25 protein-coding genes are annotated in these 22642 nt (G+C 70.2%); 14 read left to right on the forward strand and 11 right to left on the reverse strand.

Translation table 11 applies throughout. The annotated features are described in order from the left end of the window. The first annotated feature begins 29 nt into the window (after positions 1–29). Entirely contained in the window at positions 30–1283 is a 1254-nt protein-coding gene (locus tag ACZ64A_RS14690) for a styrene monooxygenase/indole monooxygenase family protein (RefSeq protein WP_469810566.1), read from the forward strand. A gap of 634 nt (positions 1284–1917) precedes the next feature. Here ACZ64A_RS14690 and ACZ64A_RS14695 read toward each other — a convergent pair. From ACZ64A_RS14695 to ACZ64A_RS14710, 4 genes are all read right to left on the reverse strand, one after another. Then, positions 1918–2613: a phage antirepressor KilAC domain-containing protein gene (locus tag ACZ64A_RS14695; RefSeq protein ID WP_469810567.1), complete on the reverse strand. Its 696-nt coding sequence runs from the start codon at positions 2611–2613 to the stop codon at positions 1918–1920. Positions 2614–3660: 1047 nt separating this feature from the next. Then, positions 3661–4146 (reverse strand): NUDIX domain-containing protein, encoded by a 486-nt coding sequence (locus ACZ64A_RS14700; protein ID WP_391828269.1) that lies wholly within the window; start codon positions 4144–4146, stop codon positions 3661–3663. 19 nt (positions 4147–4165) lie between these two features. After that, entirely contained in the window at positions 4166–5380 is a 1215-nt protein-coding gene (locus tag ACZ64A_RS14705; protein ID WP_469810568.1) for a helix-turn-helix domain-containing protein, read from the reverse strand. Positions 5381–5613: 233 nt separating this feature from the next. Further along, positions 5614–5982: a GntR family transcriptional regulator gene (locus ACZ64A_RS14710; protein WP_384212274.1), complete on the reverse strand. Its 369-nt coding sequence runs from the start codon at positions 5980–5982 to the stop codon at positions 5614–5616. 158 nt (positions 5983–6140) lie between these two features. On the opposite strand from ACZ64A_RS14710, the gene ACZ64A_RS14715 reads away from it, so the two are divergent. The 11 genes from ACZ64A_RS14715 (at position 6141) to ACZ64A_RS14765 (ending at position 12902) form a co-directional block, all read left to right on the forward strand. Beyond that, positions 6141–6470, forward strand: a complete 330-nt coding sequence (locus tag ACZ64A_RS14715) for an SCO3933 family regulatory protein (protein ID WP_189479687.1) — start codon at positions 6141–6143, stop codon at positions 6468–6470. Position 6471: 1 nt separating this feature from the next. Further along, complete coding sequence (locus ACZ64A_RS14720) at positions 6472–7812, forward strand: FtsK/SpoIIIE domain-containing protein (RefSeq protein WP_469810569.1); 1341 nt, start codon at positions 6472–6474, stop codon at positions 7810–7812. 18 nt (positions 7813–7830) lie between these two features. After that, complete coding sequence (locus tag ACZ64A_RS14725) at positions 7831–8511, forward strand: DUF2637 domain-containing protein (RefSeq protein ID WP_469810570.1); 681 nt, start codon at positions 7831–7833, stop codon at positions 8509–8511. 20 nt (positions 8512–8531) lie between these two features. Beyond that, entirely contained in the window at positions 8532–8720 is a 189-nt protein-coding gene (locus ACZ64A_RS14730) for a mobile element transfer protein (RefSeq protein WP_392383061.1), read from the forward strand. A 10-nt stretch (positions 8721–8730) separates the two neighbouring features. Further along, on the forward strand, positions 8731–8889 hold the full coding sequence (locus tag ACZ64A_RS14735; RefSeq protein ID WP_384212266.1) for a hypothetical protein: 159 nt from the start codon (positions 8731–8733) through the stop codon (positions 8887–8889). An 18-nt stretch (positions 8890–8907) separates the two neighbouring features. After that, positions 8908–9213: a SpdD protein gene (locus ACZ64A_RS14740; protein ID WP_469810571.1), complete on the forward strand. Its 306-nt coding sequence runs from the start codon at positions 8908–8910 to the stop codon at positions 9211–9213. 5 nt (positions 9214–9218) lie between these two features. Then, entirely contained in the window at positions 9219–9764 is a 546-nt protein-coding gene (locus ACZ64A_RS14745) for a GGDEF domain-containing protein (protein ID WP_469810573.1), read from the forward strand. A gap of 94 nt (positions 9765–9858) precedes the next feature. Further along, complete coding sequence (locus ACZ64A_RS14750) at positions 9859–10041, forward strand: hypothetical protein (protein WP_384212259.1); 183 nt, start codon at positions 9859–9861, stop codon at positions 10039–10041. Positions 10042–10045: 4 nt separating this feature from the next. Continuing rightward, positions 10046–11464: a replication initiator protein RepSA gene (gene repSA, locus ACZ64A_RS14755; RefSeq protein ID WP_469810574.1), complete on the forward strand. Its 1419-nt coding sequence runs from the start codon at positions 10046–10048 to the stop codon at positions 11462–11464. 2 nt (positions 11465–11466) lie between these two features. Next, positions 11467–11664: a helix-turn-helix transcriptional regulator gene (locus ACZ64A_RS14760; RefSeq protein WP_469810575.1), complete on the forward strand. Its 198-nt coding sequence runs from the start codon at positions 11467–11469 to the stop codon at positions 11662–11664. Then, positions 11664–12902, forward strand: a complete 1239-nt coding sequence (locus tag ACZ64A_RS14765; RefSeq protein ID WP_469810577.1) for a tyrosine-type recombinase/integrase — start codon at positions 11664–11666, stop codon at positions 12900–12902. Before ACZ64A_RS14760 ends, ACZ64A_RS14765 begins: the two co-directional genes overlap by 1 nt. Before the next feature lie 170 nt (positions 12903–13072). On the opposite strand, the gene ACZ64A_RS14770 is transcribed toward ACZ64A_RS14765, so the two are convergent. The 4 genes from ACZ64A_RS14770 to ACZ64A_RS14785 all read right to left on the reverse strand — a co-directional run bounded on the left by ACZ64A_RS14770 (position 13073) and on the right by ACZ64A_RS14785 (position 16981). Then, on the reverse strand, positions 13073–14374 hold the full coding sequence (locus tag ACZ64A_RS14770; protein WP_469810578.1) for a C40 family peptidase: 1302 nt from the start codon (positions 14372–14374) through the stop codon (positions 13073–13075). A gap of 102 nt (positions 14375–14476) precedes the next feature. After that, positions 14477–14866, reverse strand: coding sequence for a hypothetical protein (locus ACZ64A_RS14775; RefSeq protein ID WP_469810580.1), 390 nt, complete (start codon positions 14864–14866; stop codon positions 14477–14479). A 10-nt stretch (positions 14867–14876) separates the two neighbouring features. Further along, positions 14877–15527 carry a TetR/AcrR family transcriptional regulator gene (locus tag ACZ64A_RS14780; protein ID WP_469810581.1) on the reverse strand — a complete coding sequence of 217 codons (651 nt, stop codon included), beginning with the start codon at positions 15525–15527 and terminating at the stop codon, positions 14877–14879. A gap of 512 nt (positions 15528–16039) precedes the next feature. Then, entirely contained in the window at positions 16040–16981 is a 942-nt protein-coding gene (locus ACZ64A_RS14785; protein WP_361631660.1) for an AurF N-oxygenase family protein, read from the reverse strand. A 167-nt stretch (positions 16982–17148) separates the two neighbouring features. Between ACZ64A_RS14785 and ACZ64A_RS14790 the strand changes: the two genes are divergently transcribed. Continuing rightward, positions 17149–18300, forward strand: coding sequence for a ferritin-like domain-containing protein (locus tag ACZ64A_RS14790; protein WP_469810583.1), 1152 nt, complete (start codon positions 17149–17151; stop codon positions 18298–18300). Positions 18301–18330: 30 nt separating this feature from the next. Continuing rightward, positions 18331–19179, forward strand: coding sequence for a hypothetical protein (locus tag ACZ64A_RS14795; protein WP_469810584.1), 849 nt, complete (start codon positions 18331–18333; stop codon positions 19177–19179). Between the two features lies 1 nt (position 19180). Here ACZ64A_RS14795 and ACZ64A_RS14800 read toward each other — a convergent pair whose 3' ends face one another. The 3 genes from ACZ64A_RS14800 to ACZ64A_RS14810 are packed head-to-tail and all read right to left on the reverse strand — an operon-like array spanning position 19181 to position 22569. After that, the gene (locus ACZ64A_RS14800; protein WP_469810585.1) at positions 19181–19702 is read right to left on the reverse strand and encodes a DUF3291 domain-containing protein; all 522 of its coding nucleotides are present in this window, start codon (positions 19700–19702) and stop codon (positions 19181–19183) included. 45 nt (positions 19703–19747) lie between these two features. Continuing rightward, a complete protein-coding gene (locus ACZ64A_RS14805) occupies positions 19748–21205 on the reverse strand; it encodes a penicillin-binding transpeptidase domain-containing protein (protein ID WP_469810586.1) in 1458 nt (485 codons plus the stop codon). Continuing rightward, positions 21202–22569 carry an FtsW/RodA/SpoVE family cell cycle protein gene (locus tag ACZ64A_RS14810; protein ID WP_469810587.1) on the reverse strand — a complete coding sequence of 456 codons (1368 nt, stop codon included), beginning with the start codon at positions 22567–22569 and terminating at the stop codon, positions 21202–21204. The genes ACZ64A_RS14805 and ACZ64A_RS14810 overlap by 4 nt, the downstream gene beginning before the upstream one ends. Between the last annotated feature and the right edge of the window lie 73 nt (positions 22570–22642).

Below are 22642 nucleotides of genomic sequence, written 5' to 3' on the forward strand. Positions count from 1 at the left end.
AGAAGTCCATCTAGGAGAGACGTCCCCGCATGCGGAAGATACTCGTCGTAGGGGCCGGACAGTCCGGCCTCCAGCTCGCCCTCGGCCTGCAGGCGCACGGCTACGAGGTCACCCTGATGTCGAACCGGACCGCGGACGAGATCCGCTCCGGCCGGGTCATGTCGACGCAGTGCATGTTCCACACGGCACTCCAGCACGAGCGTGACCTGCAGCTGAACTTCTGGGAGTCCCAGGCCCCGAAGATCGAAGGACTCGGCGTCTCGGTGGCGGCCCCCGGCTCGTGGGACGAGGGCCCGGCGGCCCGCGCCATCGACTGGGTCGGCCGGCTCGACGGATTCGCGCAGTCGGTGGACCAGCGGGTGAAGATGGCCGGCTGGATGGAGACGTTCGCGCAGCGCGGCGGCCAGCTCGTCATCCACGGCGCGGCGGTCTCCGACCTCGACTACTTCTCCCGCGCCTACGACCTCGTCCTGGTCTCCGCCGGCAAGGGCGAACTGGTGTCGATGTTCGAGCGGGACGCCTCCCGCTCCCCGTACAGCGAGCCCCAGCGCGCGCTGGCGGTCGCGTACGTGCACGGCCTCGGCCCGCGCCCGGAACACCCGGACATCGACGCGGTCCGCTGCAACCTGGTGCCCGGCGTCGGCGAGCTGTTCATCATGCCGACGTACACCACCTCCGGCCGCGCCGACATCCTGTTCTGGGAAGGCATACCCGGCGGCCCGCTCGACGTCTTCAAGGGCGTCAAGGACCCGGCGGAGCACCTCTCCCTGACCCTGGAACTCATGGAGCGGTACACGCCCTGGGAGTACGCGCGGGCCACGAAGGTCGAGCTGACCGACGCGGGCGGCACACTGGCCGGCCGCTACGCGCCGACCGTGCGCAAGCCGATCGGGCACCTGCCCGGTGGCGGCGCGGTGCTCGGCGTCGCCGACGTGGTCGTCGCCAACGACCCGATCACCGGGCAGGGCTCCAACTCGGCGTCCAAGTGCGCGGCCGCCTACCTGGCGGCGATCCTCGAGCACGGCGACAAGCCGTTCGACGAGGACTTCATGCAGCAGGCGTTCGACCGCTACTGGCAGACCGCGCAGCACGTCGTGAAGTGGACCAACGCGATGCTGGCGCCGCCGCCGGAGCACGTGCTGAACCTCATCGGCGCGGCGGGCCAGCTCCAGCCGGCGGCCGACCGCTTCGCGAACGCGTTCAACGACCCGGCCGACTTCGAGAACTTCTTCTACGAGCCGGAGAAGACGGCCGCGTACCTGGCCTCGATCTCTGGAGCCTGACGGCCCTCTGGCCTGGGCTCCGGCCGTCGTCGACTGTCGTTACCGGTCGACGTCGGCCACCCTCGCACGGCCCAGAGACGGCCCCGGACGAACTGGGGCCGTCCTAGGTTGGCAGACAGTGCACGCGGTGGCGGTTGGCCTGGTGAGGGAGTGACTTGCGGTTTCAGGGCCGGAGTTGAGCCACGCCGCTTGTGCCGTCTGTTCGGGCGGGGGAGGGGCACGTTAGAGAAGCCTGATGATCAGTGGCGTGCACGCTGTCACTAGTGCTGCCACAGCGGTGATCAACGCCACCACATTGCTCGGCCTCCTCCACTCACTGCGGTTGTGTCGTCCGACATAACTCCGGTAGCCTCCCGGTAAGGCATTGCTATGCAATGCATTACGCGGCACGGTGGGTTGTTCCTGGGGTTCTTCTGGCAAGTTGACCTCCATGCAGTCTCCGAACCACGTCGCAGCCGTGAAGCGCCGAACTTGGTAGGGGACGCGCGGCACGGCTGGTTCGCGTTGCCTCACGGCAACTGCGCGGAAGCCTAGCGCAGTTGATGCTGCCAATACTCCGCCAGGCAGCCAGTGTGTGAGGTCAAGCACATTCAGGCTGGACCCGCGCACACTGTGCACGGGTCCAGTGGGTTGGTCATGCCGCCGGTAGCATGGAGCCTCCGAGCCGGTCCGTGAGCCAGTCCAGGCCCTTCGGTGTGAAGAAGGTCTGCTCCACCCAGCGACCGTTGGGCGTGGGTACGAATTTCACCTCGGCTCGGCCAGCCTTGGTGTGACACTCGTACGGCACGCGCGGGTTCTGGCGTTGCAGAAAGCGGATGTCGTCGCGGCGCAGCAACTCCATGAACTTCGTGCGCCCGAGGCCGCCTGTGAACTTGCTTAGAGCCTTCGCCGCAGCAGCCATGTCTATGAGCCCGTCAGAGTCGCAGAAGGCATCCCACTTGCCGGCCTTCGGCGCAGCGATCGCGAGTTCCTTCTTCGTGTAGACCAGTTCGCGTGCGGCTTCGAGGTACCTTTCGGCGAGCGCCAGGACGCCTTCCGGGTTGGAGACGTCGGCAGACTGTTGCGTAGCCTCCGCTTCCCGAGTCCTAACGGCGAAGTACGTCTGCGCCGACGCGATCTCAGGCTTGCGCGGGTCACCGTTCATGGCGATCAAGTAGCAGGCGTAGCGGGTGAGACGGTAGTCAGAAACCGTCTGTCTGCCCCACCGGCCGCCGTTGATAGCTTTCGAGGCGCCCCGGAAGTGATCAAGCGGGTTGAGCCCGCTGTTCTCGGCTGCGGCGATGGCCCGATTGATAGCCACCTCGAAACGTTCCCATCTCTCGTAGCCCATGGGCGCGTGAAGGTCGCGAGCTGACCAACACTCCTGGCCGTTGTGATCCAGGAGCATGAGTCTGTCGAAAAGGCTGCCCTGAGGGTTACCTCTTGCTGGTGGCACGGTAGGGTCCACGTTGGACAAGGTTGAACTCCCTTGAACTCCGGGCTCTCGGCGGCTCCACCCGCACGTGAGCTGTCCTGGCCGCCTTCACTTCGAAGGCGGCCATGTGACGTTCAGGTTACGGGACTCTCCTGACAGAGAGTCATCCTTTCGGCAGACACTCCGTGCCTCTCACGTCTGCCGGAGCCCTTGATTCCGTGGCGATGTCGCTGCTCGATGTCACGTCACGGCGTGCCAAGGCGGCCTAGGTCACTGTCTGCGTCCCGTGCTGCTGTGATGGAAGTCTCCCGTGGGTCGGTGAACCTACGCGCGTAACCTGCGTTCAAAAAGAGGCCGCTCACCCCGCAGTACTGATTACTTGATGTAGTGGGCAGGGTGTCGGCGCCAAGTTCGGCGAAGGCGGGGCCGAGGTGATCTGTTGCGGGGGCCTTCGTTTCGAAGGTCGGATGAGCCTGGTGCCTTGCCGTTAGCTCAGCCCACCACCCTCCCCAGCTCCCATCCCGTCCGCCGTCGACCCACACACCGTGGAGCGGGCGTGGTCCATGGCGTCCAGGTGGAGCGCGCCACTGTACGAACGACCTGGACGCCATGGGCCGCGTCTGCTCGGCTCTGCCTGGGTCGACGGTGGACGGGATGGGAGCTCCCCGCGCACGCCACAACGGAGCCGCAGTCGGCGACGGCGCCCCCTCCATCCCGGTGCCGGCCGATCCCCCGCCGGAGGCATTGTTCTGACCTGGACCGCGCATGCGGTGATCGACCCATGGCCGTAGGCCCTATCCACACGTGGGCGCGCGTCGGCGCAGCGCGGGCGGAGCGGGCCGGAGGCAGGAGCGGCGCCCGCAGCGGAGCCGGGAAGCGCGCCCGGCGGAGCGGAGCGCAGCCGGGTGCCTTGATGAGGTAGAGAAACCTGTAACAGCTTGCTGGCCCGGAGTCCGGAAACGGCTAGGCCGCCGGCGTCGCGGGGACTTCGCCGTGCTCGAGGTAGATGGGTGCAGCCTCTTCGCGAGCTTGAGCGGCGCTCCGGATACGGCGGGCTAGTCGGGGAATCGTCCGCTTCTCGATGTCCGCCAGAGATACGAAGTGGAAGGCGCGAAGCTCGTCGGCCCCCAGCTTGACCTGGTCGATCAGTTCCGGTGCGAGCTGCCCGCCGTCGAACAGGTACAGGACCTTGTCGCCCTCCGCGTCGTTGGGCGCCCAGTCGACCGCCAGCAGCCGCCCCAGCGAAACGGAGATCCCCAGCTCCTCCCACACCTCGCGAACGGCGGCCTGCAACGGTGATTCCCCTACTTCCACGTAGCCGCCCGGCACGTCCCAGTAGTCCTTGTAGGTGGGCTCGACCATCAGCACTCGGCCGTGGGGGTCAAAGAAAAGCGCACCCGCGGCCATACGCGGATGCGCCATCTTTGCTTCATGCTCGCTCGGTGCCATGGGGCCGAGCGTACCCAGCTCACACGACGTGCAGGCGGTCGGCCAGCTCCGCAAGAGTCCGGCTCGGCCGGCCGCGCTGGTTCCGCACCCACATCAGCACCAGCTCGCGGGCCATGTAGTGGCTTCGTACCTGCTCCGGTGCCCATTGCTCGGCTTCGAGGATCAAGGACAGAGAGTCGTCCATCCGGTTGTGAGCACTGAGGGCGCGGGCCACTTCGAGGTTGTGCCGCGTCCGCCGCTCAGTGGGCAGATTCTGGGTGTCGATCTGCGGGCCGAGGTCTACGGCGACCTGCATGTCCCCCAGCTCAGCCGCCGTGGCCACCCGGTGAATAGCGACGTTGGTCGGGCCGAACGCGGTCCACATGTGATTCGCATCGTGCCCGAGCTGCTGTGCTGCATGATCAGCTTCGGCGAGGAATGCGCGGGTCGTCGCCCGGTCGTCCGCGCGCGCGGCCGCCATCGATCCGGCGAGAAACAGTGTTCCGTAGATAGACAGGAACTCGGGGCCGGCGTCCCGGAGGCCGGGCCGAAGGTAGTCCGCAGCGTCGCTGACGAGCTGCACCGCGGCGTCGAACCGGCCGTTCGACAGAAGGCAGTGGGCCACAGATCGGAAGAGCGAGCCAGTCACCGCCGCGTTGTCGGACTGCTGGGCTGCGGCGAGCCCGCGGTCTGCCGCGATCCACGCAAGGTCCGTTTCCCCGACCTTGGTCAACACCATGGCCGCGCCCTGGTAGGTCATCGCCATCAGCTCATGCGCCCGCTCACGGTCCCGCCCGTCGTAGGCCTGGGCGGCGATCAAGGCGTCGGCGAGCACAAGGGGCAGGCGGCGGGTCGCGAACCCGTACCGCGAATCTTGGTAGGCGCTCCATACCTCCGCCACGCTGTTCTTCAGCTCGTCCAGCGGCGTCGCTTCTCCCTCGGTTGGGACGCCAAGCAGCGGGGTGAGCTGCCGGTAGTTCATCAGCGCGGAACGCAGGGCCGGAACGGTTCGCGTGCCACTGTCCGCCGTCCAGTCCATCAGCGTCGGCTCGGCGAGGAGATCCCCGAGCGTCACGTCCAGGGCGTCGGCCAGCGACTTGATCACCGACAGCCGGTCCAGCTCCAGCCGGTTGTTCTCGGCCTTGCTCAACCAGTCCACGGTCCGACCGACGAGTCCGGCCAGCACTTCCTGGGACATGCCGCGCCGGCGGCGGTACCAGGCGACGCGCTCACCGATCGTCAGGTTCGTTGTCATTCCTCGCATGGGAACAGCGTCTCCCCGTTCCTTCGCGCGACCCCGGAGAGATTTTCCGGGGTGGTGGATCGGACCGGATCTAGCGTTGCTGGCAGTTCATGGAGCTGTCAGACGGAAGTGCAACGAGGGGGCCGTGATGGGGCTGACCCCGGAAGAACGGCGGGAACTTGTGGATCAGATGGAGTCGCTGGCCAGCGAGGTGGGGCAGCTGGCGCGTCGTGCTGACGGGCTCGTCACCGCTCTTGGGCTTGCTGACGAACCAGCTCTTCCAACTGGTCCATCCGCTCGGCGAGACGGCGCACGTCCTGGCGAACCTCCGACAGGTACTCCGTGATCTGCTCGAACTCCGGGCTGCGCTTCACGGGGTGGTCCTTGCTGGGCAGCGAGGCGAAGCTTCCCTTCCCCTGGTGGGAGATCGCATACCCGTCCTCGCGAAGCCGGGAGATCGCCTGGCGGGCCACGGTACGAGACACACCGTGCTGAGACATCAGCTCAGCCTCGGAAGGGAGCTTCTCCCCTGGAGGAGTCTTCCCTGAACGGATCTGCTCTTTCAGCCCGTCAGCGATCTGTAGGTATGCCGCCCGTCCCGTGAACTCGGCCATAGCCCCTCTCCGTGGTTGTCGTACCAAGTGCACCACACAGGGGCGGTCGAGTCGAGAAGCTACTTGACACACTTGGCATGACAAGTGCACTCTCGAAACCGAACCCGACCTGACGTACTAAGTACGACAGGAGTCATCCGACATGACTAGGAGACGCAATGCCGTCCTTCAAGATCGACCTTCAGACTGCCGTCGTGTTCGTGGCCACCGCTCCGGTGCCGAAGCTGGCGAACGCCAAGACCGGTGAGCGGGCGATGGACCGGGAGACCGGGGCGCCGCTGTCGACCGTGGGCCTGCTGGTTTCCGACGAGGGCGAGGGCAACCTGTACCAGGTGACCATCCCGGAGACGGGCTACCCGGAGGGTCTGGCGCCGGGCATGCCGGTCAAGGTGATCGGACTGAAGGCGCGGGACTGGGAGAACGAGTTCAACGGCCAGAAGCGGCACGGGATCTCGTTCCGCGCGGTCGCGATCACCCCGGCGGCCTGACATGGCCGACGTGACGACGTGGTTGGAAACCACGGGAGCCTTAGCCGGTGCCGGTGGGCTCGGCTATGCCAAGGTCCGCGCCCCGCGGGTCTACTGGTCGCTGGTCGGGGCACCGCTCACCTGGAGCCGATTTACCTTCTCGTACCGCTCCACGATGGACGTGTGCGGGCTGACGGTTCAGCCGTCCGGCCTGCGGGCGTTCTTCACCCGGAACGTCGCTCGCCGGGAGGTGCAGCCGGTCCCGCCGAAGATCCGCCGGGTCCGGGTCACGTCAACCGGCTTGCGGGTCACCCTGCGCCTGCCCGCCGGCCTCGAACCGGCGGACGTGAAGGCGTCGTCCGAGCGGCTGCGTCACGCCTGGGGCGTGCACTCAGTGACCGTGGTGGAGACCCGGCCCGGATACGTCGAGCTGCGCATGACCGGCTATGACGTGCTCGGCCGGGTGAGGATGCCGCGCACGGCACGGCCGCGCGACATGGTGGTGCCGGTCGCGCTGCGGGAGGACGGGACCGCATTCGAGCGGGACTACCGCAAGGCGCCCATGGCGCTCACCCTCGGCGCGAACCACTCGGGCAAGTCGATGTACCAGCGCAACCTGATCAAGGGCCTGGCTCAGCTTCCGGTCGCGCTGGTCGGGATCGACTGCAAGCGCGGGGTGGAACAGTCCGCCTTCGCACCCCGCCTCTCGGCGCTGGTCACCACCCCGGACGATGCCGCGTCGCTGCTGGACGTGCTGGTGGCGGAGATGGAAGACCGTTTCGACCTGCTGAGCCTGCACGGTGCCTCCGACATCTGGGACCTGCCTGACGCGGTGCGGCCGGTGCCCGTCGTCGTCCTGGTCGACGAGGTGGCCGAGCTGTTCCTGATCTCCTCGCGCAAGGACGAGGAACGCCGGGAGCGGATCGTCACCGCGCTGATCCGGCTGGCGCAGATGGCCCGCGCAGTCGGCATCTACCTGGAGATCTGCGCTCAGCGCTTCGGCTCCGAGCTGGGCAAGGGCGCCACCATGCTTCGCGCCCAGCTCACCGGCCGCGTGGTGCACCGGGTCAACGACAAGCAAACCGCCGAGATGGGCCTCAGCGACGTCGTCCCGGACGCGGTCCCGGTCGCCAGCCTGATCCCGATGGAGCGCCCCGGTACCGCCGTGGCGGCGGACTCCACGGGCGGCTGGTCAAAGATCCGCACCCCGCACACCGCCCGGGATGAAGTGGTCGCCGTCTGCCGGGAGTTCGCCCACCTGGCCCCGGACTTCCCCGCGCTGGAGCCCTTCCGCCCGTTCGTGCCCGCCGAGACGCCGGCGCCCGGCCCGTCGCTGGCCAAGCCCCGCCCGGTCACCGACTGACGCCCGAAGGGAGGTGTCATGCCTCGCTCGATTCGCCCTGACGCCGTGCTCGTCCAGGCCGTCATCGCAGGAGCTCTGTCCTTCGCCCACCTCCACGACCTCGCCGCAGCCGCGGGCCAGTCCGGCTGGAAGGCCTGGGCCTACCCGGTCTCGGTCGACCTGCTGTTGGTCGCCGCCTGGCGTCGGCTGCGCACGGCCCGCCGTGACCGTTCGGCCTGGACCTGGTTCGTCATCGCCCTGGCGGCCTCACTCGGCGCGAACGTCGCCACTGCCGGGCTGCTCAACCTGGACCAGATTCCGGCCTGGCTGCGCATCCTCGTCGCCGGGTGGCCGGCACTGGCCTTCCTCGGCGGAACGCTCCTCGTCCATACACCGGCCGTGCCTGTACAGCCTGTCGACGACGAACCGGCTGTGCCAGAAGTCGCCATGGACCGCGCCGACACCCCGGAACCGACCCCGGCTCCGGACCCGGCCCCGGAGGTTCCCCAGCTGACTCCGGCCCGGCCTGCGTCGGCCGCTCCCGAGCCTGCGCCTGCCGCTCCTCAGGTCCCGGCCGCGCTGCTGGACCACGCCCGGAAGCTCGCCGACGCGCACCAGGCGTCCACCGGCTCTCCGATGCCCGCCGACGCGCTGTCGGCCCGGCTCGGCCTGCCCGCGCCGATGGTCGACGCCATCGCCGCCCAACTCCAACTCGCCTAACCCCGGAAGGGACATCGCTCGTGGCCGTGTACCGCAACTTCCGCGACCGCATCCGCATCGGCCCCGTTCAGGTCGCCACCTACTACGACGGCCGGGGCCGCGACAAGCACACCGCCGCCTGCACCGCCCCCGGCTGCGGCTTCTCCGCCGACTACCCCGACCGCTCCGCCGCCGAACTCGCCGCCCGCACCCACCGCTGCAAGGCATAGGAGAGACCGCATGGACGTCCCGCTCTGGCTCGCCCTCCTCGTCGTCGGCTACCTCGGCATCAAGCTCATCCGCCCGCCCTGGTGGCTCGTGATCGTGCTCCTCCTCGGCGGCTACCTCGTCGCCGACAGCTTTCTCAGCCCCGTCATCGGCACCGCCCTCCACAAGTGACCTGAAGGGAGAACCACCGTGCTCACCCCGAAATACCCGCCCCAGGACACCGCCCCGCCCACGGCCGACCCCGCGCCGCACACCCCCACCCCGGCGCCCGCCGTCCCGGCCCCGGCCGTTCCGGCTGCGGTGTCGAACCGGCCCACGGTGCAGCTCACCCCGGGCAGCGCGCTCGCCTTCGCCGCCGGCGGTGGTGCCGTCGTCCTGGTCGTCGGCGCGGTCCTGGTCTCCATGCTCCTCGCGGTCGCCATCACCGGCGTATCCGTCGCCGTGGTCGCCGTCGTCCTCCGCCTGCTCGTCAAGGACCTGCAGAGGGGGCGGTGACCAGCATGGACACCCACGTCATAGCCGCTGGGTTACCGGCCCTGGGCTGGGCCCTGCACGGCGGACTGCTCACCCGCCGCCTCTCGACCGCGCGCCGCGACCCGCTCACCGGCCTGCACACCCGCGCCGGATGGACCACCCGCGCCGAACACCTGATGGCCAAGCACCCGAACGCCCTCGTGGTCCTGGTCGACCTGGACGACTTCAAGGCCATCAACGACACCCACGGCCACGCCGCCGGCGACACCGCACTGACCGCGACCGCCCGCCGCGTCGCCGACTGGTGCGGCCGCCACGGCATCGCCGCCCGCCTCGGTGGAGACGAATTCGCCGCCATCGTCACCGCCCCCGACCGTACCCCCGGCCTCCACGCGCTCCAGCTCGCCCTGGACCAGCCGGTGACACACAACGGGCACGTCCTGCCCGTGGCGGCCTCGGTCGGCCACTGCCACCGCGCCCATCTACCGGTGCCGACTCTCACCGACGCTCTATCCGCCGCCGACGCTGCGATGTACGCGGCCAAGGGCCATGGCAGGCGCAACACACGCTGAGCGGCCCCCGGAGCGGCCTCGGTCGCCAAACTTCGTCCGCTCCGGGCGCCTGAACCCCTTCCGAACCCAACGGATCCGAAAAGGGAGCCCCATCATGCCCCAGCACACCTTGAACCGGCGGATCTGCCGCGACTGCGACGGCTTCGCCGCCGCCGCCATCACCACCGGCACCCGCCACCCGGATGGCACCCGCGCCACCCTCCGCGTCACCTGCCCCAGCTGCAAGGGCACCGGCCACCAGCTCGCCGCCGCAACGGTTGCCCGCGCCGGGAGGTGACCAATTGACCGACACCGCCACCATGGCGGGCCTGGACCCGGCCACCCTCGCCGACGTACTGAGGCTGGCCGGGTCTGACGGCTTCGACCGCATCCAGGACCAGATTCGCCGCACCGGCGGCTGCTCCCACCCCATTCACCTGCAAGGCTCCGTCGTCGTCCGCGACGCCCAGACCCGGCACGTCCTGCACCGCTACTCCACCGACACCGAGCCTGGTGGACGGCTCCGCATCGCGTGCGGCAACCGGCGTGCCTCCCGCTGCCCCGCCTGCGCCTGGACCTACGCGGGCGATACCTACCACCTCATCCGCGCCGGCCTCGTCGGCGACCCCGCCAAGGGCACCCCCGACACCATCCGTGATCACCCGCGGGTCTTCGCCACCCTCACCGCCCCCTCCTTCGGCCCGGTCCACAACCGGCCCGGCAACCGGCCCTGCGCCTGCGGCACCCGCCACGCCGAAGACGCCCCCGAGCTGGGCACCCCGCTCGACCCCGACGCGTACGACTACGCGGGTGCGGTGCTGTGGAACAACCACGCCTCCGACCTGTGGCGCTACTTCACGATCTACCTGCGCCGCGAGATTGCCCGCCGCGCCGGCCTCACCCAGAAGGCGGCCCACGAGCAGTCCCGGGTCTCGTTCGGCAAGGTCGCCGAGTATCAGAAGCGCGGAGCGGTCCACTTCCACGCCGTGATCCGCTTCGACGGCCCCGAGGGACCCGACACCCCGCCCCCGGCCTGGGCCACCCTCGACCTGCTCACCGACGCCATCCGCGCCGCCGCCGCCCGCGTTGCGGTCGACGTGCCTCCGGCTCGGTATCAGCCGGACCCCGATCAACCGGCAAGGACCGCGCCTGCCCGCACGCTGCGCTGGGGCACACAGCTCGACGTCCGCCCGATCAAGGCCTTCGGCGACGGCCAGGACATCACCGAACAGGCCGTCGCGTCCTACGTCGCCAAGTACGCCACCAAGGCCGCCGAGACCACCGGCACCGTCGACCGCCGCATCGGCAACAAAGAGGCCCTGGCCCTCCTCGGCGTCCCCGACCACCCGGCCCGGCTCATCGCCGCCTGCCTCGACCTACACCCGCTCTACCCCGACCGCAAGCTCCGCGACTGGGCCCACATGCTCGGCTTCCGCGGCCACTTCTCCACCAAGTCCCGCCGCTACTCCACCACCCTCGGCGCCCTGCGCCAGGTCCGCGCCGACTACCGCGCCGCACAGCAACGCGAAGCCCTCGGCCTGCCCGACCCCGACGACCAGGAGGCAACGACCCTGACCCTCGCCCACTGGACCTACGCCGGCCACGGTCACACCCCCGGCGAGTCCTGGCTCGCCGCCAACATCCGCCGCGACATCGAGCACAACCGCGAGATCGCCCGCGAGGAACTGCCGAACCTGCTCTCCGACGAAAGGAACTGCTGACCATGGCCTCAGAGCTGCCGAACCGGTTCCTGACTCCTGAGGACCTGGTCGAGATGTTCGAGCTGCCCAGTGTTGAGACGGTCTACCAGTGGCGCCGCAAGCACACTGGTCCCCGAGGCTTCCGCGTTGGCCGGCACCTGCGCTTCGACCCGTGCGACGTGCGGGCCTGGGTGGACTCCCAGCTTGGGGAGGCTGCCTGATGGCCGGCCACATTCAGGACCGCTGGTACAAGACCGAGACCGGGCCGGATGGCAAACCGGTGCGGGTCAAGACCGAGCGTTACGGCACTGGCATGCGCTACCGGGCTCGATACGTCGGCCCCGACGGCACTGAGAAGTCCAAGAGCTTCCCCGACCGCAAGAAGCGGGAGGCTGAACGGTGGCTGGACCGCACCGCAGCGGACATGGCGACCGGTCACTACGTCGACCCGGGTGCGGCCAAGGTGACCTTCCAGGAGTACACCGAGAAGTGGCTCACGACACTCGGAGCTGACCCGAACACGATCGAGTCCATGAACTCGCAACTGCGGCTCCATGCCTTCCCGTACATCGGGACCCGCCCGCTCGGATCGTTCAAGCCGGAGCACATCCGAGAGTGGGTAGCGGCTCTCGAATCTAGGGTGCCGGGCTCATACGGGCGGATCATCTATGCCAACGTGCGAGCGGCCCTGAGCGCTGCTGTTGATGATGGATACCTGAGCCGCAACCCGGTCTCCGCTCGATCCGTGAAGCCGCCGGCGCTTGAGCCGAAGCGCGTGGTGCCCTGGTCGGCTGAGCGAGTGTTCGCCGTACAGGCAGCGATGCCGGAACGGTACCGAGCCATGGTCGACCTGGGCGCGGGTTGCGGCATGCGCCAGGGGGAGATCCTGGGAATCGCCGTGGATGCCATCGACTTCGAGTCCGACACGCTGCACGTGGTGCAGCAGCTCAAGCTCAGCCGGAGCAAGCCCGTGTTCGCGCTGCCCAAGGGCGGCAAGACCAGGGACGTACCGCTTCCCGGTCCCGTCGCCGATGCGCTCAGGGCCCACATGAAGCAGTTCCCGCCGGTTGAGATCACGCTGCCCTGGAAGACACCGGACGGGCCGAAGGTGACCCGGCAGCTCATCTTCATGGCGCCTGGGGGCAACCACGTGTGGCGCACATCCCTGAACGAGGAAGCGTGGAAGCCTGCGCTCGTCGCGGCCGGCGTCATCCCCGCGCCGAAGACCAAGGCGGCTGGCTACGCGGCGGCCCGCGAGCACGGCATGCACGCGCTGAGGCACTTCTACGCGTCCGCTCTCCTGGACGGCGGTGAGAGCATCAAGGCGGTGAGCGAGTACCTCGGGCACAGCAACGCCGCCCTGACGCTACGGATCTACGCCCACCTCATGCCGAGCAGCCAGGAGCGAACCCGTACGGCAATCGCCACGGTCTACGCCAAGGCACAACGTCCAGTCTGACGGCCCACAGACGGCCCACGGCCCCGCGAAGGCTGATCAGTTCGGTGGAAACCGCTGGTAGAAGCCTTGCGGGGCCGTCGGTTTACTTCTCCGAGCCGGAGAAGACGGCCGCGTACCTCGGGTCGCTGACGGGCGGACCGGCCGACGGGCCGACGGGCTGACGGGCTCGGCTAGAGGGCGATCGGCTTTTCCTGGAGCACGAGGGGTGCCGGTGCCGGGCTCGTCGGAGCCGGGGGTGCCGGGTTCTTCGGGGCCGGGGGTGTCTGCTCCTTCGGGAGCGGGTGGGCCGGGGGTGCGGGGAGCGGGCGGGCCGGGGTCTTCGGGTCCGGGCGTACCGCTCCCAGGATCGGGTGGGCCGCGATCGGGGAGAGTTTGATCTTCTCGCCGGTGCGCGGTGCCTCGACCACCTTGCCGCCGCCCACGTACAGCGCCACATGCGTGGCCTGCGGGAAGTAGACCACCAGATCCCCGGGGCGCAGCGCGCGCAGCGGAACGTGCCGCAGCCGCGCCCACTGCTCCTGGCTGGTGCGCGGGATCGTCGTACCGGCCGCCTGCCAGGCCTGCGAGGTCAGGCCGGAGCAGTCGTACGACGCCGGGCCCTCGGCACCCCACGCGTACGGCTTGCCGATCTGCCGCTCGGCGTACCGGACGGCGCGCTCGCCCCCGGTGGACGACGGCTTGTCGTCGCCGTCCAGCGCGCCGGACGCGACCAGGCTGCGCTGCGCCTGCGCGGCACCGGTGCGCTCCAGCGCCGTCAGGGCGCTCAGCTGCTCGGCGGTGAGCGAGGCCAGGAGCCTCTCGACGTCGGACAGCCGGCGGCGTACGTCGTCGCGCTGCTTCTTCTGCCGTTCGGTGAGCGTCAGCTGCTCGTCGAGGGCGGTACGGGCGCGGCGGGCGAGGTCCGCGGCCTTGCGTTCGCTGCCGGTGAGGCGGCCGATGGTCTGCGCTCGCTCGCGCGCGAGCCGGCCGATCACATGGCCCTCGTCGAGGGCGTGCTCGGGGTCGGACGCGAGCAGCAGGCGCAGGTACGGGGAGAGGTCGCTGCTGTTCTGGTACTGCTGCCGGGCGAGCCGGCCGGCGGCGCCGCGGCCGTTGTGCAGGGACAGCCGGGCCTCGGCCAGCTCGGCGTCCAGCCGTGCCACCTCGGCGCGCTTCTTCCTCAGCGCCTCCTGTGTGGCGTTGTAGGCCTCGGTGGCCTGCTCCGCCTGCTGGTACAGCGTCTGAAGCTGCGTCAGGAGGGCGGGCAGGGACTTCGGGGCGTCGGTGGGCGCGTCGGTGGCTGCGTCCGAGGGTGCGTCTGGGGATGCGTCCTGGGGTGTGTCCGCGGGTGCGTCCGTGGGTTGTTGTTGTTGTTGTGCGTCCGCGGGTGGTTGTGGCTGGGGGTCGGGTACGGCTGCGGCATGCGTGGGCGCGAGCGCTAGTTGCGCCGCCGCCATCGTCGTACCGACGAGACGCAGCAGCTTTCCTGACACGTCATCACCTCCGGTGCGGGGCAGCCCCTCTGCTCCGCACCGTGAGCTTGGGACCGGTCCGCGAGGTGCGCGCGCGGGGGTGCGCGGACCGGCGCAAGGGTGTCACTCGTCCGGGTCGTGCGGTTTGCCGTCCGGCGTGGTGTCTGGCGTTGCGTCGGGTGTGGTGTCTCGCGTGGCGTCCGGTGTGGTGTCCGGTGTGGTGGCCTGAGTGCGGTGGGGGCCGGGGGCCGGTTTCGACCAGTGCCAGCGCGGGCGGCCGGTGCCGGTGTCGCCCGCCGGGTCGAAGGTGTACTTCCAGCCCTGGACGAGGTTCAGGCGCTTGCTGTGGCCGCGCGGGACCCGGCGGTAGACCAGCACGGTGGGCGGGCCGCCGGCGGCGTCCGGGACCGGGATGCGGTACGTCTTCGGGGGGTGGCCGGTCGGGCCGACGAGCACGGGGAGGACCCGGCCGTCCATGGGGCCGCCCTCGAAGGGGGTGTCTTCGCTCTTCACGCCACCAGTCTCAGACATCCCCGGAGAGCGCGGCGAGCACGTCCGCGGTCTGCGGGTCGCGTCCCGCGGTCACGCCGAGCGCGGCGACGAACTGCTCCACGAGCCAGTCGCGCAGCTCGGCCGCGGGGGGCTGCTTGTCGTCGTCCAGCCACATGAGGGAGGCCGCCTCGACTGCGGTGATCCACATGCGGACGGTCATGCGCAGGCGGGGGCCGGGGGCGCGGACGGCGAGGTGGCGGTAGATGTGGTCGGCGGCGGCGCGGCGGACTCCGTCCACTATGGCGGTGGTGCGGGAGGTCTCCACGACGCTGCCGCCCTGGAGGAGCGCGCTGAAGCCGGCGTCGTGCTCGTCGACGAAGGCGAGGTAGCGGTCGAGGGCGCGGGAGAGACGGGTGAGGAGGGGGCCGGTGCGCGGTTCGTCGAAGCAGAGCTGGAGCTGGTCGGCGGCGGAGCGCAGGGCTGCCTCGTAGAGCTGCTGCTTGCCGCCGGGGAAGTAGCGGTAGACCAGGGGGCGGGAGACTCCGGCGGCCTCTGCCACGTCGTCCAAGGACACCTCCTCCGGGGCCCGGTGCGCGAACAGCGACAGGGCGGCGGTGAGCAGCTGACTGCGGCGTTCCTCGACGCTGAGGCGGCGGTAGGCGGGGGTGGCGGAGGGGGTCATGCTTCGCAGCGTAGTCGCGTCCGCGGGTGGGTGGGGGTGGGTGCGTTGTCTGCTGTGGGTGCGTTGTGGCTGGTCGCGCAGTTCCTCGCGCCCCTTTTTGTGCCTGCGGCGGCCCGTCACCGTCCGGTGGCTGGTTGCGGTCCTCGCCTCCGGCCGGTTTCTGAGTCGGGGCCGGGGTGGGGGGTGTCCGTCCTCGGTCCGGCCACCCGTTCCCGACGCGGGCACCGTGTCCCGGTGCCGGCCGCTGCGGGCGGACACCCCCCACCCCGTCCCCTCCCCGCCGAGGGCGGGTGCACCGACGCGGTGGCGCGCGCAGCGGCGGTTGCCCTATCGCCGGAGCTGCGGGCAGTCGTGCCGCTGGGGCGGCACGGGTGGGCGCAGCGGCACCGGCAAGCGCCGGCGAGCGCACCCACCCCCGGCCGACCGAAGGAGCGGCACAAGTAAACGCCAGGCGCGCAGCCCAACGGGGCGCCGTGAACGCCGGGCGCGTAGCCCAGCCCGCGCCGGAGGCCCTACGCCAGGAGGCCCGAGGATTTCCAAAGGCGGCGGCCCACTCCTCGGAGGACACCGATGTCGTCCAGGAAGTCCGTCAGGCGCTTGGCGCCGGTCTGCATCACCTCGCGGCGGTGCCCGCTGGCCTTGACCTGGGCCATCGCCTCCCGCTTGTCCAGGCCGACGTTCGTGTAGACGTCGGGGTTGATGAAGGCGATGGAGAAGACCCGGGCGAACTCACCGGAGGTGACCCGCGTGAACTCCTGCGACCACTTCGGCGCCGTCAGCATCTGCCGGCGCAGCTCCTCGCGGGCATAGCGGACGTGGCGCGCCTCTTCCACGACGTGGATCCGCGTCACGCCCCGGATCAGCGGCTGGACCCGCTCGTCCGGGAAGGTCAGCCGCTGCATCCAGTCCAGCACCTCCTCGCCGAGCAGCGTCGCCGTGAAGGACCCCGGGGTCGTCGAGATCGTCTTGAACACGCGGCCCAGGTTCTGGTGCACCCGGCTGACCGGGTACCACGGCGTGCCGCCCCGGGAGATCACCCGGGCGAACATCTTCGAGTGCCGGCACTCGTCCTCGATCTCGGTGAGGGCGTAGCGCACGTGCGCGCTCGTCGCCGCCTTGTCGTAGATGTGGCGGACGAGCAGCTGCATCAGGATCAGTTCGAACCAGATGCCGAGCGAGGCCAGCGCCGCGGCCTCGTGCTGGGAGAGCGCGATCCGCTGCTCCTCGCTCATCCGCTTCCACAGCGGTGTGTCGTAGAGCGACACCAGCTCCGGCGGCCAGAACCACTTGCCCTCCTCGAAGGGCGCGTCCCAGTCCAGCTCCTTGTCCGGGTCGAAGGAGTGCTTCGCGGAGGAGGCGAGGAGGCGTTCGGCCACCTGTTCGCGGTCCTTGAGCAGGCCGAGCGCATCGCGCAGGCCGTCGAGCGCCTCGGCTTCCGTCAGGGTCGTCGTCATGGCTGATCCACCTCGTCGTGCGGGGGGCAGGGCGGAGTTACCCGCCGGTCACTCCTCTTATAAGACTGCTTGTCAGCAAGCCCGTCAATCCCCGTGCAGCAACTCGCTTCCTCGGTGTGCCGAGGAACTCGTTGACCCCGCGCCCACCCCGTGTGAGCCTGCCGTTCATGCCGACCTTCGACCTGTACGCCGACGATCCGGGCGCCCCGCACTGGGAGGTGCCCGCCTCCGGCGCGGCCCGCTTCAGCTGGGAGTACGACGACGGCCGCGACCGCCTGCTCGCCCTGTACCAGAAGGGCAAGGACAAGCAGTGGGACGGGGCCAAGCGCATCGACTGGGATCTCGAGGTGGATCCCTACGACCCGCTGGGGACGCCGGACGAGGCCATGTCCGTGTACGGAAGCCGGTACTGGGACAAGATGTCCGACCGGGACCGCAATGAGCTGCGCCGGCACTACGCCTCCTGGCAGTTCAGCCAGTTCCTGCACGGCGAGCAGGGCGCCATGATCTGCGCGGCGCGCATAGTGGAGTCGGCGCCGGACATGGACGCGAAGTTCTATTCCGCGACCCAGACCATGGACGAGGCCCGGCATGCCGAGATCTACGGCCGTTTCCTGCACGAGAAGATCGGGCTGGTCTATCCGGTCAACGACAACTTGCAGTCGCTGCTCGGGGACACACTGCGGGACAGCCGGTGGGACATGCCGTATCTCGGCATGCAGGTGCTGATCGAGGGACTGGCGCTGGCCGCCTTCGGCATGATCCGGGACACGACGAACAAGCCGCTGCCCAAGCAGATCCTCGCCTACGTCATGCAGGACGAGGCACGGCACGTCGCCTTCGGGCGGATGGCCCTGCGCGACTACTACCGGCAGCTCACCGACGCCGAACTGCGCGAGCGCGAGGAGTTCGTCATCGAGGGCTGTTACCTGATGCGGGACCGGCTGCGCGGGACCGAGGTGCTGGAGAACTTCGGCATCCCCAAGGCCGAGGCCGAGCAGCTCAGCGAGAACTCCGAGTTTCTGCGGCTCTTCCGCAAGCTGCTGTTCAGCCGGATCGTGCCGTGCGTGAAGGACATCGGGCTGTGGGGCAAGCGACTGCAGCAGGCCTACGTCGACCTCGGCGTCCTGGAACTGGGCGACTCCGACCTGGACCTGCTGATGAACCAGGACGAGGAGATAGCCGAGCGGCTCGACGCCGAGCGCTTCGCGGCGGAGGAGAAGGAACGCGTCGCCGAGGTGAGCGCGGCGATCCTGGAAGGGGAAGGGGAACCGGGAGGAGAAGGGGAAAGGGGAGGGGCGGGGGTGGTCGGGGCCTGACGGCTCACCCGCGTGGAGTACGGTTTCGGCGTGTCCACGCCTCCCGAGAATCCTTACGGTCAGCAGCCTCAAAGTCCCTACGGGCAGGGGCCCTACGGCCAGAACCCATACGGCGCGCAGCAGCCCCAGGCGCCGTACGGGCAGCCGCCGGCCCCCGGCGGACAGCCGCCCTACGGGGCCGCCTACGGCCAGCAGCCGCCCGGCCCCTACCCGCCGCAGCCGCACGGCTGGGGCGCGCCGCCGCCGCCCAAGAAGCGGCGCGGGCTCGTCATCGGCATCGTCGGCGGTGCCGTCGCCCTGATCGTGGTGGTCGTGGCCGCGCTCGCGCTGGTCGGCTCCAAGGGCGGCGGTTTCCCCGAGGCCAAGAACAAGCTGGTGCTGTCCAAGACCCTGCTGAACGGGCGTTACACCCTCAGCCAGGACCTGTCCGGCTCCGAGGGCAAGAAGATCGAGGACGAGGCCGACGGCTCCTGGGACGCCAAGGACACCCACGCCGTCGTCGGCCAGTACGCCCTCGGCGGCGACCAGACCAAGGGCACCCTGGTGGTCTCCGGCATGTACGGGCGGTTCAAGCACCCCGACCAGGCCCGCGGCAACATGATGAAGGGCGCCGGCGAGGGCGAGGCCAAGGTCGTCGTGCCCCCGAAGGACTTCCACCCCGACAACTCCGGCATCACGGTGACCTGCGAGGTGCTCACCCAGGTGCAGATGGGCACCACGCTGACCGTGCCGATGTGCGGCTGGGTCGACGACAACACCGGCGCCTCCGTCGCCGAGATCACCGCCGAGACCATGACGCAGGACCCGCAGAAGGTCGACCTGGAGGCCGCCGCGAAGACCGCGCTCCAGGCCCGCACCGAACTCCTCAAGCCGGTCTGAGCTACACCGGGCACCGAAGGTCGTCGGCGGTGACGCCCCGCCCGGGCGCGTCGCCGAGGACCGGGTCCGCGTGCTGCGCCGGGAACGACGTGCGCAGCGTGAAGGCGTACGGCGTCGGGCCGTGGGCCCGCAGGTGCAGCAGCCGGGCCTCGGCCTCGGCGACCGTCGGACGGTGCCCCGCCGGCACCCACCACAGCGTCGCCATGGCTTCCTGGACCCGCTCGAACCATTCCCGGCGCCGGGCCAGCATCTCCCGGTGCCGGCCCTGGTACATGAACGCCGTCAGGGCGTCCGAGTCCCGCCACACCGACATGTTGACGATCAGCCACTCGTCGCCGAAGACGGCGATGTCGGTGGCGTCACCGCCCTCGCTCTGCAGCCGCCACACGAAGCCGTCCGCCGTGTCGGCGTCGGCGTTGACCGGGTCGAGGCTGTCGACGAAGTCCTTCAACTCCGGGGAGTCCAGCGGGAATCTCAGGCGCGCGATGTTGACCTGGGCGAGTTCGTACGCGGCGTCAGTCATGACCGAACGGTAGGTCGGGGCGTCCGTCCCGCGGAAGCCCCCGTCTCACGAGTCGAGCACCGCCTGCATCACCGCACGGGCGATCGGCGCCGCCGTACCGCCGCCGCTGATCTCGCCGCGGATCGCGGAGCCGTCCTCCACCACCACCGCGACCGCGACCCGTGCCTCCATGTCCCGCTCGTCCTGCGCCCACGAGACGAACCAGGCGTACGGCGTACCGGAGTTGCCGAGGCCGTGCTGCGCTGTGCCGGTCTTGCCGCCCACGATCGCGCCCGGGATCGCCGCGTTGGTGCCGGTGCCCTCCTGCACCACGCCCTCCATCAGCTTGCGCAGCTTCGCCGCCGTCGACGGGAGCATCGCCTGCCGCGTCGGACGCGGCCCCGCCGTGGTGACCGTCGCACCGCCGCGCCGCGTGGTGCGCTCCACCAGGTACGGCGTGCGCAGCCGCCCCCCGTTGGCGACCGCCGCGGCGACCATCGCCATCTGCAACGGCGTGGCCCGCGTGTTGTACTGGCCGATCGACGACAGCGCCAGCTGCGCCCGGTCCACGCTCGTGTCGAAGGTGCTGGGCGCCACCGAGAACGGGATGCGCAGCCGCTTGTCGTTGAACCCGAAGGCCTGCGCGGTACGGACCATCCGCGCCGCCCCGACGTCCACGCCGAGCTTGGCGAACACCGTGTTGCAGGACCACTCGAAGGCGTCCCGCAGCGACACGTCCCGGCAGCCGTCGCCCTCGTTGGTCAGCCGGGTCGTCGTCCCCGGCAGCCGGTAGGGGTCCGGCGAGGTGGTCGGCTCGTCCAGGTTCCGGATCAGGCCCGCGTCCAGCGCCGCCGCCGCGGTGACCACCTTGAAAGTGGACCCCGGCGGATACGTCTGCCGCACGGCCCTGTTCAGCATCGGCCGGTCCGGATCGGTGTTCAGCCGCGCCCAGGCGCGCGCCGCCGCCGGCCCGTTCCCGGACAGTACCCCCGGGTCGTACGACGGAGCGGACACCAGAGCCAGGATGCGCCCCGTGGCCGGTTCGATCGCCGCCACCGCGCCCTTGCGCCCCGCCAGCCCCTCGTACGCCGCCCGCTGCGCCTGCGGATCGAGGGTGGTCACCACGTCGCCGCCCGGGTCACGGGCCCGGGTGAGGTCGCCCACCAGCGGCAGCGACGCCAGCAGCGGATCGGTGCCGGCCAGTACGCCGTCCTCGGTGTGCTCCAGCAGCGTCGTGCCGTACTCCTGGGAGGAGAACCCGGTGACGGGCGCGTACAACGGGCCGTCGCTGTAGGAACGTTCGTAGCGCAGCTGCTCGCCGGAGTCCCGGGAGCCGGTGACCGGCCGGCCGCCCACCACGATGTCGCCGCGTGGCTGGGCGTACCGGGCGATGGTGGGGCGGCGGTTGGCCGGGTTGTCGTTGTAGCCGCCGGAGACGACGAGCTGGACGCGGGCCGCGTTCACCAGCAGGGCGACGAGCAGCAGGGCGCAGAAGGCGGCGGAGTGGCGGATGGTGCGGGTCATGGCGCCTCCGGGGTGGCGCCGGGCCGCCGGGCCGAGTCGCTGACACGGATGAGCAGGGCGAGGATGGCCCAGTTGGTGACCACGGAGGAACCGCCCTGCGCGAGGAACGGCATCGCCATGCCGGTCAGCGGGATCAGCCCGGTCACCCCGCCGGCGATGACGAAGACCTGGAGCGCGACGATCGAGGCGAGCCCGACGGCGAGCAGCCGCCCGAAGGGGTCCCGCAGCGCGAGCCCGGCGCGGTAGCCGCGCTCCACGAGCAGGCCGTAGAGCAGGAAGACGGCCGACAGCCCGGCGAGCCCCAGCTCCTCCCCGGCGGTGGCGAGGATGAAGTCGGACTTGGTGGCGAACCCGATGAGGACCGAGTGCCCGAGGCCGAGCCCGGTGCCGAGCAGGCCGCCGGCCGCGAACGCGAACAGCGACTGGGCGAGCTGGTTGGCGCCCTGCCCGGCCTCGATGGAGGCGAACGGATGCAGCCAGTCCTCGATCCGCGCGTGCACATGCGGTTCCAGCTGCCCCACGGCGACGGCCCCCAGCGCGGCGAGCAGCAGGCCGACGGCGATCCACCCCTTGCGCCCGGTGGCCACGTAGAGCAGGACGACGAACAGCCCGAAGAACAGCAGCGAGGTCCCGAGATCCCGCTCCAGCACCAGCACCCCCACGCTCACCAGCCACACCGCGACGATCGGCCCGAGGACCCGCCCGGTCGGCAGCTGCATCCGCCACACACGCCGTCCGGCGTACGCCAGCGCGGTGCGGTTGGCGGCGAGGTGGGCGGCGAAGAAGACGGCCAGCAGCACCTTGGCGAACTCGCCGGGCTGGATGGAGAACCCGGCGATCCGGATCCAGATCCGGGCCCCGTTCACGGCGGGGAACAGGATCGGCAGCGTCAGCAGCGCGAGCGCGGCGGCCACGCACACATAGGCGTAGCGCTGGAGCACCCGGTGATCGCGGAGCATGGCGACGACGACGATGAAGAACGCCACCCCGAGCGTCGACCACACCAGCTGCGTGGGCGCCGCCCGGTCACCGGGCGTCTCCAGGTCCAGCCGGTAGATCAGCACCAGCCCGAGCCCGTTGAGCAGGACGCCGATCGGCAGCAGCAGGGGATCGGCGTGCCGCGCGCGCAACCGGACGATCAGATGCGCGAGCAGCGCGAGAACGCCGAGCCCGGCGCCGTAACCGGCGGCGCCGGGCGGCACGGCACCGGTGCGGCCCAGCCCCACCACGCAGTAGCCGCAGACCGACAGCAGGACGGCGACGACGATGAGGGCGAGTTCGACACCACGGCGCCGGGGCAGGGGGACCGGGGGAGCGGGGGTGTCCGCCACGGCCACGGTGATTCCGGTTCCGGCCTTCGTCATGTCCGGAACTTACCCAAACGGGACGACTTGCGCCGCGTCGGAAGGGCGAGCGGGTGAGGGTGTGTCAGCGGTA

This window comes from Streptomyces sp. NPDC104814, assembly GCF_055583185.1.